Source organism: Acinetobacter lwoffii (assembly GCF_015602705.1).
Classification (GTDB): domain Bacteria; phylum Pseudomonadota; class Gammaproteobacteria; order Pseudomonadales; family Moraxellaceae; genus Acinetobacter; species Acinetobacter lwoffii_E.
In genome coordinates, this window is sequence record NZ_CP059081.1 from 373,251 (window position 1) to 387,121 (window position 13,871).

The window sequence follows — 13,871 nt, forward strand, 5'->3', positions numbered from 1 at the left end:
GTCATGAAAACTAAATATCAAATAATGGCCTTATCTCCTGTTCTACTTTTCGGCTGTATGAATGGGAGTTATGCCAGCGATTTAAGTATTTATCAAGGAAATAGTTCTGGTAAGACCAGTATTTTTATGATGCTAGATACCTCAGGAAGTATGGGGTGGGGTGCTGGATACGGTGGCTCGAGTATGAGTTTGCAGGATGATTACAATATATGTGTTGTAGATCGTAATGGAAACGGAGGTAGTAAAGCAGTTTCTAATGAAGATTCAGGTACTTCGCCAGTATATAAAAAATATTATTGTACAATAAGTAATACTGACTATAATAAATTAGCAAATACAGATACATATAAGAAACGCATTCAAAATGATTGCGTTAAAATAGATACAGGGTATAAATGTTATGACCGTTTAACACGTTTAAAAGATGCCATGTTTACTTTGCTAAATAGTCGAGCATTATCTGGAATTAAATTGGGGGCAGGTTATTATTCATACGAAGGTAAAGGGCAAAAAGGTATTGTTTCTATACCGGCAAAAGCGATGAGTGATCCTACTCATGTTACAGATTTAAAAAATTTTGTTGCCGGTTTAAAAGCAACTGGGGGTACGCCAACGGCTGCCGCGTATGCAGAAGCTGGCGCTTATATGATGGGTACTAAGACTAGTGGGACTACTACAGAAAATATACCTATATATAAAGATAAGTATGCTTATTCTCCTGTACTCGGCTGGTTGGAGTGTACAAAATGGGGAGCTTCTACTCTTATTAGTGAAAATGGATATGCTTATAAAAAGTGTAATTCAGGTGGATTGGGAGCACTAATTTCAGAGTTTGCAGGAAATGGTTGGCAAAATACTACTAATCAAACTCAGCAAAATTTGTTAAATCAAGGTCATATCATAACTCGCTATAGTGGTTTTTTTGATTCAGCAGTTTATGCAGAGATAACAGATCAACAACATCCCATTACTAATGGAACGGATTCAGTCTATAGTGGTTATTCAAATATCGGTAAATATATTTCAGGCTCAGGAAATTATTCTAATACGACAGCGCATACCACTTATTCTACTCTTACAGATATTGAAAATGATTCAAACTATATAAGCCCTGCTGTCGCTAATTCAACTTGTAGTGGCAATGGGATTTATTTCCTTACCGATGGTTATCCAAATGGTACAGAACCCAAAGCTATCAGAAATTTAATGCATCTAACACTCAAAAAGAGTGATGGTACTAATGCTATAAGTATGGCAAACAATTGTAGTTCCAGTCTTTCATCAACTGGGTCATCGGATCGAAATAATTCAGCTTGGGAATGTATTGGTGAGTACTCAAAAGCACTCATGAATAAAAGTAATCCGCAAGGAGTGCAAATTCAAACTGCTGTGATCGGCTTCGGGAGTTCTTTTGCCGATATCTCGAAAAATGCAGATGGGACTTATAATTGTAATGCATCGGGGCTTTCCAAAGATATTCAAAACTCCTGTTTATGGGGAACTTCTGATTATGGGACTGGCGGTTTTTATCAGGCATCAAATTCAGAAGATATTATTAGTAGTATGACGCAATTCCTAAGCGGGTTGCAGGTAGAGTTTAAACCATCTAACCTTGGAGTCATAAGTATACCTAAAGACCCTCTTGATCAAACGAAGGCCATGAATACTGGTTTCTTCCCGATGTTGCAACCACTACAGGATCCTACCCGTGTAACTTGGTTAGGAAACCTGAAAAAATATTATGTTTATAATGGAACATTGAGTGACAGTGCGACTGGTGGTAATACACTTTACACTTCTTCTCAAGAAATTAATCCTTTAGCAAAAGACCTATGGTCAAATACGGCAGGTGATAATAGTCCAATAAATATAGGTGGGGCATGGAATAAAATCCCTGTTCCATCCTCGCGTTTGGTAGCTAATGATGCAATAAGTAATATAAATAGCAACCGTAATGTCTATGTGTTATCAAATGGGAATATCAAGAAAGTTACTAAAGATAACCTTGCTGAGGATATTCCTAATAATGACAAGATAGGAACCCCAAGCGATTTCTCTGCAGATGTTCGTAAAGCCTTACTTAAGTATCTAGGATATCAGGCTGAACCAGTAAATTTAAATAAAGCAACCTTGAACGCTATAGCACATCCTACAGATCCTTATCGCTTCTTAGGAGGGGTTGTACATTCAAAACCATTAGTTGTCACTAAGTCATCAGATATCAATATTTTAAATAATAAAGTAACTAGTAGGGATGAATATGTAATTTATGGTTCAATTGAAGGTGGTTTACATATTGTTGATGCTATCAGTGGTAAGGAACAATCCGTCTTTATACCCAAAGAAATATTAGTAAATCAGCCTGAAACATTAGCTAGTGAAAATGCAATATCTGCAAATGGTATTAAATATGGCGTGGATGCTCCTTGGACAGCTGATAATACCTTTAAGGTTACTACTGTAACTAGTGGGGCAGTAACTACTGCGAAATATGAAGCAGATAAAATGAATATTTATGGTGGATTACGAATGGGTGGAGAGGCTCTCTATGGGCTGAATATAAGTACACCTTCTGCACCATCTTTATTATTTCATAATACTCCGGCTACACCAGGTTTTTCGCGTATGGCACAAATCTGGTCTAAACCTACAATTGCCAATGTACGGGTTAAAGGGGAGAAGAAAAGAGTATTAATTTTTGGTGGAGGATATGATCAGTCTATCTATGAGAAACCTGCAAGTAGTTATGTTGAACCTACCACCTCTACGAGAGGGAACGCATTATATATTGTAGATGCAAGCAATGGTTCTTTACTCTGGATGACAAGTGCAGATACTTCAGACATTACTCAAAGTCATAAATATACACAGAATTCTGATATTCGTTATAGTGTTGTGGGTCAACCTACTGTATTGGACTATGATGCAGATGGTTTAACTGATGTTATCTATTTTGCAGATTTAGGTGGGCAAATATTCAGAGTCGATTTAAATAATGCGAACCAAATCTCTACAAATGTAGATAGCAATTTAGCAGTTCGTGTTCAGACTATTGCAAACCTACAGACAGGAAGAGGTTCCACACTATTTGTTCCTCGTTTCTATGAGCGTTTGTCTGTGGCTGTATTTGATGAAGGGCAAGAGCGATTTGTATTGTTGACAGCAGGATCAGGTAATCGAAGTTTCCCACTTGAAGAAGAGAAAGCAAAAAATAAGGTTTACGGTATTATCGACCGAGATGTAGTTAGCAATACTTTAGCAACTAATTATACCCCTTCTGCAATTATTCAATATGGTGATTTAGCTAAATCAGGTGTACTTGGGAAAACTGCTACCGCACAGATTAGCTCAGCTAATATTACAAGTATCAAAAATAAAATGTTAAAGGGGTGGGCATTTGAATTGAGATCTACCGACTCCGGTAACTATGCAAGAGCATATGAGGAGTTGGATCTTAAAGGCGGTGATCTATATGTTTCTTTGTATGATCCAAAAGCTACTGCTACTGGGGAAGTAGCAAATAGTTGTACTGGTGGAGTAAGAGGTCTTTCAACGATTTATCGTATATGTATGCCTTATGGAGAGTGTGCTGCTTATTTGAAAAAAGATTATCTAGGAATTGTAGGCCCAAATTTTGGTCCTACTTCTAATGATCCCCGAAAACAAATATTAGTAAATCCTAATCCTGAAACTAAGGAGATGTGTGTGGGTAATTGTAATAATAACAATACAGTGCCTACTGAGCAAAAGACTTATACCTATAGTCAATATAGAAAAATTAAACCTGTACGTTGGTTTGAATGGTGAGGAAGATAACGATGATCAAACCTCAAATTAAAAATACAGGTTTTACTTTAATTGAGTTGATGATTGTAGTAGTGATTGTTGCAGTTTTTGCAGCAATCGCTATTCCAAGCTATGAAATTTACATCGCGAGAGCGAATAAATCAAAGGCACAGTCAGAAATGCTTAAAATTGCTGAGCGTTTAGAAAATTACAAAGGAAAGCAATTAAGTTATGCTGGTTATATTCCGGAGCATCAAACCTCAACAAAAGGAGAGGTCAATATTCCATATGATTCTGCAAGTAACTACAACTATCAAATCAAGATTGTTGATATTAACGATTCAACTAAGGCCTTAGAAGACTCTACAATTGGGCAGGGCTGGAAAATGATTGCTATTCCCAATCAAACTAGAGGTAGTGCGCTTAGAAATTCTGAATATCTTTTATTGGATTCTAGAGGAATAAAGTGTATGACTAAAGATTCGTTGGGTATTACTAGTACGAATTGTGGTGCAAATACCAAGGAATGGAAATAATAATGAGTAAGATTAAGGGCTTTACACTTATTGAAGTTATGATTGTTGTGGCAGTTTTAGCTATTCTGGCTTCTGTGGCTTATCCATCTTATCAAAGTTATGTAAAACAAAAAAATCGTATGGAAACTCAAAGTACGATGATGGAAATAGCACAAAAACTACAATCTTATAAATTAGCAAATGGAGATTATGGAAAAAATAATACAACTCTGGGTTATGCAGCTAATCCACTTACTAATCCTGAGGTGTATGGCAAAACAGTTTCACCTAGAACTGGATCGGCTTATTATAATTTAACTATAACAAATGCTCCTGATTCATCATGGACATTAACAGCTACTCCTATAACCACAGGTATTCAAAAAAATGATGGTGCATTAACCCTGACTCATAGTGGTACCCAATGTTGGTACAAGAGCAAAGATGATGCAACAGGGTTATGTTTAGGATGGACAGACAAGTAAATTCAAAATTGTAGCCAAACACTTTTTGATCTTTCATTCAGGGCAAAGTTCAAGTAAAATACTGCCCTCTATGAAAGGGGTTTGAGCTGTATCGATGGTCGGTACAAGGATAATCCGTAAAAACTATAAGGTTCTATCATGGTTGTTATTCGTCTTGCACGCGGTGGTGCTAAAAAACGTCCGTTCTATCAAATCATTGTGACTGATAGCCGTAATGCACGTGACGGTCGTTTCATCGAACGTATCGGTTTCTTCAACCCTACAGCTCAAGGTAAAGCAGAGAAACTTCGTTTAGATGCTGAACGTTTTGCTCACTGGGTTTCTCAAGGTGCTCAACCTTCTGATCGTGTTGCTTCTTTAGCTGCTCAAGCTAAAAAAGCTGCAGTTGCTGCATAATTTTTCTATAAATTAGGTAGTAGCTTGCCCATGACACCAACACAGAATGTTCCCGAAGATCGTATTCAGATTGGACAGTTGCGTTCAGCATATGGATTAAATGGGTGGCTCTGGGTCTATTCCAATACAGAACCTATGAGCAACATATTTGACTATCTGCCTTGGTACATTGAGACCAAAGCAGGTTGGCAAATTGTCGATGTAAAACGTTGGAAACCACATGGTAAAGGCCTGGTTGTTTCGCTGAAAGGTGTGAGTGATCGCACTGGTGCAGACGAACTGGTTGGCTCCAATGTCTGGATCTCTAAATCGCAACTGCCTCAAGCAGGCGTAGATGAGTACTATTGGTCTGATTTAAAAGGTCTAACTGTGTTAGGTCTGGACGATGAAGAGCAAGAAGTCAATCTCGGTCAAATTTTTGAGCTGTTTGAGACAGGTGCTAACGATGTGATGGTGGTTCGCGCAACTGCCGACAGCATCGATGGCGAAGAGCGAATGATCCCATGGCATAAAGATGTGGTGCAACGCGTTGATCTTGAAGCTGGTCGTATCTACGTCAATTGGGGCGTAGACTACTAAGAATTTTTCGGAAATACGGGAGTCTGCGATGTTTTTTGCAGTCATTACGCTTTTTCCTGAAATGTTTGAAGCGATTACAGCCTATGGGATTAGCGGGCGCGCAGCAAAACGTGAGTTGATGCAAATTCATTGCATCAATCCTCGCGATTATGCGACGGGCAACTATAAACGCGTGGATGAACGTCCATTCGGTGGTGGTCCGGGTATGGTGATGATGGCTGAGCCTCTGGCAAAAGCAATCCAGCATGCCAAAGAGCTTGCAAGGCAAGCGGGTGCAGTTCAGGTTCCTGTGGTGTATATGTCACCGCAAGGAAAAACCTTAAACGAAACTGCGGTACAGGATTTTGTCAAATATGACGGAATCATCGTACTGTGCGGACGTTATGAAGGCGTCGATGAACGTTTGATCCAGCAATACGTTGATCAGGAATGGTCAATTGGAGATTACGTCTTGTCGGGTGGTGAACTGCCTGCGATGGTTTTATTGGACAGTATTATCCGGAGACTTCCGGGTGCCATGTCTGATGAACAGTCACACGTGCAAGACTCATTTGTGGATGGTCTTCTAGATTGCCCACAATATACCAAGCCAGATCATTTTGAAGGTTTGGATGTGCCTGAGGTGTTAAAGTCCGGGCATCATGCCAATATTGAAAAATGGCGGTTTTTGCAGCGATATCAGCGTACACTTGAACGCCGCCCAGAGTTGGTGGAAAAAGTCGAGCTGACCAAGCAGCAGAAAAAATGGCTAAAAGATTTGTAAGATATTGATGAGTAATCATTTCTATCTTCAAGCAAGTACTTAAAATTATTTAAGTATTCTTTAATAGGCTCTTTATGGTTGAGATGGTCAACTATAAAGGGAAAGATAATCGGGTGTATGCGCTTTAGCCTCTATACCCAGCGATGATCAGACCTCTTCTGACTCGCACATATTGGAGATACCCCATGAGCGGTAAGCATCCTTTAGTTCAAGTAATTGAAAACGCACAATTGAAACAAAACATCCCTGCTTTTGCACCAGGTGATACAGTTATTGTTCAAGTTAAAGTAAAAGAAGGCGACCGTGAGCGTTTACAGGCGTTCGAAGGCGTTGTAATTGCTAAGAAAAACCGTGGTTTGAACTCTGCGTTCACAGTACGTAAAATTTCTAGCGGTGTTGGCGTTGAGCGTGTATTCCAAACTCACTCTCCAATCGTTGCTGGTATCGAAGTGAAACGTCGTGGTGACGTTCGTCGTGCTAAACTTTACTACCTACGTGAATTGTCTGGTAAAGCTGCACGTATTCGTGAAAAATTACCAGCTCGTAAAACTAAAGCTTAATTTTAAGCTTTATACGAGTAAAAAAATGCGCCTTTGGGCGCATTTTTTATATCTGGCTATTTTTATAAAAATCATAAACTTTGTAGTTTTAAACGGTTGGCATGTTGACGATAGGCAGCAACCGGATCAGGTGCAAAGGTACCTTTGATGCCAAATAACAAGTTGATTTCATCCAGATGATTCCATTGAAAATCATCACGAATCGTTTTACCAAATTTGGCACTACATACCGACACGATTCCATCGTTCGCGCCAGCCTTACTTGCAGAAAGTAGATCCAAGGCTTTCATGGCTGCATCACTGACATCTAGGGGATTAGTCACGGGTTGATTGCCCGTCATTGAATACAGTGCAATGCCTTGGTCTGTATATTTGCCTTCACCACATGGGCTCAGCGAAAGCCCGAGTTTAAAGCGTTGGTTAAATTCGGCTGTGCCTTCAATCGACGTGCTGTGTCCTGCTGCCAGAGTATTATGTGGGAAAGCTTGACTGTCTAAGCCTTGTGCCCACATGATGACGTTGCCAAAACTGCTGATCAGGGTATTGAGCAGTTCAGATGTTCCGGTTTGATTAGCAAGTCGCATGACATCAGAGGCGACAATGGTGCCTTGGTTGGCACCCCCCACAGTCATCACGGAGGCTACATGTTGCGGTATCACCCCGGCTGCATAACGCACGCTATGCGCACCATGACTATGACCAATTAAATTCAGTTTTTTGGCGCCGGTGATTGCCATGACTTCTTTCAGTTGCTCCACATATTGTTCACCTCTGATTTCGCTGGAATTGAAAGGTGAGATGCGGGTGGCAAAGGCAGTTGAACCGTTACGGGCTAAATCTGGCAAAATTTGATACCAATAATCCATGCCTAAGGCATCAAAACCAATTCGATTAAAGCCGACCATGCCATGTGCAAATACAATCGGGTATTGTGTTTTTGCATAATTGGACACGACAAATCTGGATTCTGCTTGCTGCAAATTGGAAGCCTGCACATATTGGCCCGCAAATAATACGCAGCATAAGGTTATAAAATGCGTTCTAATTTTCATAAAGTTCCATTTTGGCGGTTTAAAAATTAGAAAATCCCTGTGCATTGGGATGACAGGGATGAGATTGAATTACAGGCCTTGCAATTTGAGCCGGTTGGCATGCTGGCGATAAACATCGACTGGGTCTGGAGCAAAGATATTTTTTAATCCGAGGAACTGGTTCACTTCATCCAGATGGTTCCAGTTGTAGTTATCCCGAATGGTTTTACCGAATTTGGCACTACAGCGGGAGACCAGACCATCATTTTCCTTGCCGCCATCAATGAGTAGAGCTGTAACTGTCAAGGCTGAATCAGGATCGAGCGGATTGGTGACTTGACCTATACCGGTAAATGAATAATGACGAATATCACCGTCTTTTTCCTTACCTTCACCGCAGGCGGTGGTTGGCATACCGAGCGGATATTTCTGGTTGAATTGAGCGGATCCTGCCAGGGTCAGGCTGCTACCACCGGCCAGAGAATCATGCGGGAAACTGTTCGGATCCAACCCTTGTGCCCAGGTGATGGCCTTAGACACCAGGTTGATACCACCGACTAAAGGCCCTTGTATCGGTGTACCTTCTGCTTGCAGGATCAGGTCTCCAACCGGGGAGCCCTTATGCGGAGCACCGACAGAAGTCAGGGAAGCGACTATTCCATTCCCTGCACCTGCGACATAACGAATGGTCGGGCCGCCATGGGAATGACCGATCAGATTGACTTTCTTTGCACCGGTAATGGCCAGAATTTCATTTACCTGCTCTAAAAGTTGCTCACCCCGAATTTCCGATGAGTTAAAAGGCGAGACACGTGTTGCCCAGACATTACCGCCATTACGCGCCAGATCCGGTAAAATCTGATACCAGTAATCCAGTCCAAACTGGTCAGTACCGATCCGGATGAAACCCGCCATACCATGTGCAAAGACAATCGGATATTGGGTCTTGGCATATTGTGAACTGGCTTTTGCTGTGACCTGACTGGCCTGGGTGGATGCCTGGGTGCTGAGACATGTACCTGCCAGCAGCAGGCCGGTGATTAATATTCCGAATTTCATTATATTTTCCTCACTTTTGTTGTTTTAACGGGATGATCCTCATCCAGTTGCCTAAAGTTCCCCTATGTAGCAGGGACTCAGTTTCCTAAGTTTTTTTAATTAATAAAGATGATCTATTCATAAAATAAGTGATTTATAAGCCTTGCAGCTTGAGCCGGTTGGCATGTTGGCGATACAGTGCGACCGGATCCTGCGCGAAAGGGCCCAAAATACCAAAAAACTGGTTTACTTCATCAAAGTGGTTATGGGCATAGTCCTGACGAATGATTTGGCCATAACGTCCGCTATACAGCGGTAGAGCACCATCATTGGCTTCTCCTTTCAGGAAACTGCTACCTAAAGTCACGACTGTAGACTCTATCGCATCCAAGGAATTGGTTGCCTGCCGGTTGCCCATCCAGGAATAGTGGTAAATTCCATTGGATGTAAGTTTGCTGCCTTGGGTCTGACAGTTTTGGGGAATGGCAGAGGAGCCATATTTCACATTGAAGGCCTGAATCGCCTCTGGATTCATGGCTTGCAGTGCCTCGATAATACTGACCGGATACTGGTTAGCTGTAACCAGATTCATGCTATGGCCCAAAATTGTACCAATGGCATGGATAAAGGGTTCAAGCAGTGGCGTCTGGCTGGCATTGACAAAAACCGGGGTGCCTTGCATCGCCCCGGCAATGGCGGTTAAAGAGGCGGCTTTATGCGGTGCAACGCCCTCGATATATTGAATTGTTGGGCCACCTTGGCTATGCCCAATCAGATTGACTTTCTTCTGGCCCGTCAGTGCCAGTATTTCATCAATTTGCATCAAGAGCTGTTCACCGCGCAGTTCATTGGACGCAACAGCAGACAATTCGGCAGAAAACACCCGTGCACCATGCCGGCTCAGGTCTTGGGGAATCTGATACCAATAATCTAAACCGATGTGATCTGTTCCAATCCGGTTCAAACCTAGACCAAAACCATGAACAAAGACCAACGGGTATTTTGTCTTGGCATAACTCGAGAGGACAAAATTGCTTTTATATTCCTGTAATGCCGAGGCTTGCAAAGGGCCAGTTAATAGGGAAACCAGTAGCAAAAAGCTTAAGTAAGATATTATTTTTTTCATTGCAGCTTCCCGATCGCGGATAGGTCAAATAAAAAGAACCAGAAAAAAAGCCTATATTTCAGCTGAAAATACAGGCACTCTGGGGTTATAAACCTTCTAATTTGAGTCGGTTGGCATGCTGGCGGTAGAGGGCGACCGGATCTGGTGCAAACACGCCTTTCAGACCAAACATCATATTGGCCAGGTCCGTATGATTGAGTTTGTACTGGTCATGAATCACCTTGCCCATGAACGCACTACAACGTGAAACCATGCCATCATTGTCTTTACTGCCATAAGATAAAGGGCCGAGCTGCATCAGGATCGTATCAATATCCAGGGCATTGGTGGCTTGGGCCACACCCGTCCATGAATAATAATGAATGCCTTTACTATCTTTCTGTTTTAAATTTTTATTGCAGTTTTCTGTGGACGCCAATACGCCATCTTTGACTACCTGTTGTGCCACTGTGGCATTAAAAGTATTTGAGCCGGTCTGGGTCAGGGATTTCATGGAAGCATCAAAATCAATTTCCAGTTCAGGCTTAAACTGACCCAGTGCAATCAATGGACCAATAATATAATCACCTAAAATGTTAAAGGCGGTACGCGTCAGGCTATTGTTCTGAATATCATCTGCCACTTTGGAGCCATGGTAGGTTCCTGCAACGCCAGTAATAGAGGCGATATACTGCGGCTGGGTCGCTGCAACATACAGCACTGTTGGTCCGCCATGAGAGTGACCAATCAAATTCAGTTTTTTCTTGCCGGTAATTGCCACAACCTCTTCAACCTGATGAACTAGTTGTTCACCGCGATGCGCCGTTGTATTTGCTGGAGACAATTGTGCCGCAAAGACGGTTGAGCCATTACGTGCCATATCTGGCAGAATCTGATACCAGTAATCCAGCCCGATACTATCGGTGCCAATGCGTGACCAGCCTAGCCAGCCATGCACCATCAAGATCGGATATTTGGTCTTGGCATAGTCAGACCGACTCTTTTCGATGACTTGTGTTGCACTCGCTGCAGCCTGAGTCTGTGCAGAAAAACTGAATCCCAGAGTAGTCGCTAAAGCCACAGTCAGTAACTGGGCTGTCTTGCTGAAAGTATGCATAGCTGTCCCTTTTTTAATTCTATCTTTATTCAAGCAATCATTGCTTTTTGTAGAGTGTCGCAAGCCACAAATCAGACGATGAAAATACAGTTTCGGCCTTCAGTGGCTAAGCAAATTTTCTTTTAATGAAGCGGTATTTTTTCACTTCAGAGGTCTAAAACCATGTCATTTGGGGACATGCAGGACAGGAGGAATTTACATTGTAAGTATGTGTTTTATTTGCAGATGTATTTAAATAAAAAGTCTTTGAAATAATTGAAATTTGTCTAAGTTATTTTGTGTAAATTCGAAATATTTAGAAACAACTATAAAAGATCATTTTGAGAAAAAATATAAAGTTATCAAAAGGGCATTTATAAAAAAGCCATCAACAGGTGATGGCTTTTAGGCTTAGTCAGCAAAGGGCAGCTTGGCTCCCTGATCATGAACCTGTTCAAAGGTTTCTACCCGCAGCTGTTCTTGCGGTGTATTAAAATGTTTGCTGCGAAGTTGGGCAATGGCTTGCTGTTTGGCAGTATCGGACATGCCGGACTGGGTAATCTGATCCCGTTCATCTAAATAGCCAGTCACCCGGTTTTTCCAGTCGCTGCGTTGCACATCCAGTTGTTCCAGACGTTGTGTTGCTTCAGCACCGACCAGATTTATCCGCATCTGCCGGATTTCATCACGGGAACCACCACGGGCTTTAATATCAGCGGTGAGTTTGCGCAGATCTTCCAGTTTATTCAGTTGTTCCAAATTTTCCTGCCAGTCCTGCGGAAGCTGCTGAAACAGTGCTTTGAGCTTTTGCGCTTTTTCAGTCTCCGTTAAGCTTTTGTCTGCCAGTACACTCATCCGGTCCAGGGTATATTCATGATAGGCATCTTCTGTACCGAACAAGCCTTCGATTTCATACTTGGAAAAGTATTGCTGGCGCAAATTCTGGGTACTGTTATAGATACTGCGATAATAGGCAGGATCTTCCTGATTTAGCCCGGCCGGTGCAGTGAGCTGGCCCAAGCCCTGACGGTACTGGAGATAACGATCCCATAAATCCAGAATTTGCGAGAGTGCAGGCTCTTTATGATTCTGGCGAATATAGGCTTTAAAATCCTGTTGGATCTGCTGCAGATTTTTTTCACCGAACTGGGTAATAAAATATTCAAAACAGTTGCGGGTCTGTTCATTCACAATCAGACGGTTGCTGGCGTCTAGCTGCATCTGACAATTAATTTCGGTATCTTGCTGGCTGGCACTGGGGAAGGCTGCATTGACAGGGCCATTGACCAAGAGTGCGGTTTGCTCTGCCTGAGTTTCGGTTACAGGCGTTTTTGTCCCGGTATCTGCCTGGGTATTTCCTTTTGGAGACAGCCATAAGATCAGTGTGAGGATGCATAGCACCAGCAACGCCAGAATGATCCATATTTTATATTTCTGCATATCCTATGCACCTATTTTCTCGTTATTTCATTATTTTTAGATATTAAAGCTTTTAGATGTTCAAGCCGGCTCAATATGCCATAAAAATCATTAGAGACTATAGAAAAGTTGTAAATCCTCTCGCAGGGTTTTACCATGGCGCCAATTTATAAAATGTCTGATTTTTTGCCATGAAAGCATCATCTCCTAAAATTCAGCGTCGTCATCTTAGTGGTGTCTTCCTGCTTAATAAGCCTTTGGGCATCAGTTCCAATGCTGCATTGCAAAGAGTCCGCTGGTTGTACCGTGCACAAAAAGCCGGCCATACTGGTGCGCTGGATCCGTTGGCATCCGGTTTATTGCCCGTGTGTTTGGGGGAGGCGACCAAGTTTTCGCATTATTTATTAGATTCGGTCAAGCGTTATCAGACGACCGTGTTTTTGGGACATAGCACCACCACGGGTGATGTGGAAGGCGAGGTACTTCTGGAAAAAGCAGTTCCTGAACTCTCGGAAGCCTTGATTCAGGACACATTGGCACAGTTTATCGGGGATATCCAGCAAGTGCCGCCGATGTATTCTGCCTTGAAAAAAGAAGGCCGTCCTTTATACGAACTGGCGCGCAAAGGTATCGAGATTGAGCGTGAAGCACGTCCGATTACAATTTTAGCGATTGAGCTTTTATCCTTTACCGAAAACAGTATTACGCTGGATATTACCTGTTCTAAAGGCACTTATATCCGGGTATTGGGTGAAGATATTGCCAAAGCACTGGGAACTTATGGCCATCTGACTTATCTGCACCGCATCAAAACCGGTCATTTTGATTTGATCCCGAGTTATACCATTGAATATCTGGAAAGCCTGAGCGATGCAGAGCGTGATGCACTGTTGTTGCCGGCCTATGCACCGGTTGATCATTTTCCAAAAGTGCAGGTACCCGAAGGTCGCGCAGAATATTTTAGCCGCGGCATGGAAAGCGATATCGAACATGAAGCAGCTGAACAGGTGCTGGTTTTTGATGGCGAGAAATGTCTGGGGCTGGCAGAAATTACCGACAAAAAACGTCTGGTACCCAAACGCGTCCTGAACCTCTAAT

Annotated in this window: 13 protein-coding genes; 8 read left to right on the forward strand and 5 right to left on the reverse strand. The window is 42.2% G+C overall.

Features of this window, described 5'->3' with window-relative positions; genetic code table 11:
• Positions 1 to 3: 3 nt before the first annotated feature.
• The 7 genes from H0S56_RS01675 to rplS all read left to right on the forward strand — a co-directional run bounded on the left by H0S56_RS01675 (position 4) and on the right by rplS (position 7,084).
• On the forward strand, positions 4 to 3,807 hold the full coding sequence (locus tag H0S56_RS01675; RefSeq protein WP_195725521.1) for a pilus assembly protein: 3,804 nt from the start codon (positions 4 to 6) through the stop codon (positions 3,805 to 3,807).
• Positions 3,808 to 3,818: 11 nt separating this feature from the next.
• Entirely contained in the window at positions 3,819 to 4,322 is a 504-nt protein-coding gene (locus H0S56_RS01680; RefSeq protein ID WP_005223432.1) for a type IV pilin protein, read from the forward strand.
• 2 nt (positions 4,323 to 4,324) lie between these two features.
• Positions 4,325 to 4,786 carry a type IV pilin protein gene (locus H0S56_RS01685; protein WP_195725522.1) on the forward strand — a complete coding sequence of 154 codons (462 nt, stop codon included), beginning with the start codon at positions 4,325 to 4,327 and terminating at the stop codon, positions 4,784 to 4,786.
• 138 nt (positions 4,787 to 4,924) lie between these two features.
• The gene (rpsP, locus tag H0S56_RS01690) at positions 4,925 to 5,182 is read left to right on the forward strand and encodes a 30S ribosomal protein S16 (protein ID WP_085064356.1); all 258 of its coding nucleotides are present in this window, start codon (positions 4,925 to 4,927) and stop codon (positions 5,180 to 5,182) included.
• Between the two features lie 30 nt (positions 5,183 to 5,212).
• Positions 5,213 to 5,761 carry a ribosome maturation factor RimM gene (gene rimM, locus H0S56_RS01695; RefSeq protein ID WP_004281200.1) on the forward strand — a complete coding sequence of 183 codons (549 nt, stop codon included), beginning with the start codon at positions 5,213 to 5,215 and terminating at the stop codon, positions 5,759 to 5,761.
• A gap of 28 nt (positions 5,762 to 5,789) precedes the next feature.
• Positions 5,790 to 6,524, forward strand: a complete 735-nt coding sequence (trmD, locus tag H0S56_RS01700) for a tRNA (guanosine(37)-N1)-methyltransferase TrmD (RefSeq protein ID WP_004281202.1) — start codon at positions 5,790 to 5,792, stop codon at positions 6,522 to 6,524.
• Positions 6,525 to 6,709: 185 nt separating this feature from the next.
• The gene (gene rplS, locus H0S56_RS01705) at positions 6,710 to 7,084 is read left to right on the forward strand and encodes a 50S ribosomal protein L19 (protein ID WP_004281205.1); all 375 of its coding nucleotides are present in this window, start codon (positions 6,710 to 6,712) and stop codon (positions 7,082 to 7,084) included.
• Between the two features lie 71 nt (positions 7,085 to 7,155).
• On the opposite strand, the gene H0S56_RS01710 is transcribed toward rplS, so the two are convergent.
• The 5 genes from H0S56_RS01710 to H0S56_RS01730 all read right to left on the reverse strand — a co-directional run bounded on the left by H0S56_RS01710 (position 7,156) and on the right by H0S56_RS01730 (position 12,794).
• Positions 7,156 to 8,136 carry an esterase/lipase family protein gene (locus H0S56_RS01710; protein ID WP_195725523.1) on the reverse strand — a complete coding sequence of 327 codons (981 nt, stop codon included), beginning with the start codon at positions 8,134 to 8,136 and terminating at the stop codon, positions 7,156 to 7,158.
• Positions 8,137 to 8,205: 69 nt separating this feature from the next.
• On the reverse strand, positions 8,206 to 9,174 hold the full coding sequence (locus tag H0S56_RS01715) for an esterase/lipase family protein (RefSeq protein WP_044109069.1): 969 nt from the start codon (positions 9,172 to 9,174) through the stop codon (positions 8,206 to 8,208).
• Positions 9,175 to 9,307: 133 nt separating this feature from the next.
• Entirely contained in the window at positions 9,308 to 10,279 is a 972-nt protein-coding gene (locus H0S56_RS01720; RefSeq protein WP_195725524.1) for an esterase/lipase family protein, read from the reverse strand.
• Positions 10,280 to 10,364: 85 nt separating this feature from the next.
• On the reverse strand, positions 10,365 to 11,375 hold the full coding sequence (locus H0S56_RS01725; RefSeq protein WP_195725525.1) for an esterase/lipase family protein: 1,011 nt from the start codon (positions 11,373 to 11,375) through the stop codon (positions 10,365 to 10,367).
• A gap of 390 nt (positions 11,376 to 11,765) precedes the next feature.
• Positions 11,766 to 12,794, reverse strand: a complete 1,029-nt coding sequence (locus tag H0S56_RS01730) for a lipase secretion chaperone (protein ID WP_195725526.1) — start codon at positions 12,792 to 12,794, stop codon at positions 11,766 to 11,768.
• Between the two features lie 170 nt (positions 12,795 to 12,964).
• Between H0S56_RS01730 and truB the strand changes: the two genes are divergently transcribed.
• Positions 12,965 to 13,870: a tRNA pseudouridine(55) synthase TruB gene (gene truB / locus H0S56_RS01735; RefSeq protein WP_195725527.1), complete on the forward strand. Its 906-nt coding sequence runs from the start codon at positions 12,965 to 12,967 to the stop codon at positions 13,868 to 13,870.
• The last annotated feature ends 1 nt before the right edge of the window (position 13,871 follow it).

Bases quoted from the DNA above. Each gene is read 5' to 3' on its own strand.
- H0S56_RS01675 (WP_195725521.1), top strand. From the start codon at position 4: ATGAAAACTAAATATCAAATAATGGCCTTATCTCCTGTTCTACTTTTC.
- H0S56_RS01680 (WP_005223432.1), top strand. From the start codon at position 3,819: ATGATCAAACCTCAAATTAAAAATACAGGTTTTACTTTAATTGAGTTG.
- H0S56_RS01685 (WP_195725522.1), top strand. From the start codon at position 4,325: ATGAGTAAGATTAAGGGCTTTACACTTATTGAAGTTATGATTGTTGTG.
- rpsP (WP_085064356.1), top strand. From the start codon at position 4,925: ATGGTTGTTATTCGTCTTGCACGCGGTGGTGCTAAAAAACGTCCGTTC.
- rimM (WP_004281200.1), top strand. From the start codon at position 5,213: ATGACACCAACACAGAATGTTCCCGAAGATCGTATTCAGATTGGACAG.
- trmD (WP_004281202.1), top strand. From the start codon at position 5,790: ATGTTTTTTGCAGTCATTACGCTTTTTCCTGAAATGTTTGAAGCGATT.
- rplS (WP_004281205.1), top strand. From the start codon at position 6,710: ATGAGCGGTAAGCATCCTTTAGTTCAAGTAATTGAAAACGCACAATTG.
- H0S56_RS01710 (WP_195725523.1), bottom strand. From the start codon at position 8,136: ATGAAAATTAGAACGCATTTTATAACCTTATGCTGCGTATTATTTGCG.
- H0S56_RS01715 (WP_044109069.1), bottom strand. From the start codon at position 9,174: ATGAAATTCGGAATATTAATCACCGGCCTGCTGCTGGCAGGTACATGT.
- H0S56_RS01720 (WP_195725524.1), bottom strand. From the start codon at position 10,279: ATGAAAAAAATAATATCTTACTTAAGCTTTTTGCTACTGGTTTCCCTA.
- H0S56_RS01725 (WP_195725525.1), bottom strand. From the start codon at position 11,375: ATGCATACTTTCAGCAAGACAGCCCAGTTACTGACTGTGGCTTTAGCG.
- H0S56_RS01730 (WP_195725526.1), bottom strand. From the start codon at position 12,794: ATGCAGAAATATAAAATATGGATCATTCTGGCGTTGCTGGTGCTATGC.
- truB (WP_195725527.1), top strand. From the start codon at position 12,965: ATGAAAGCATCATCTCCTAAAATTCAGCGTCGTCATCTTAGTGGTGTC.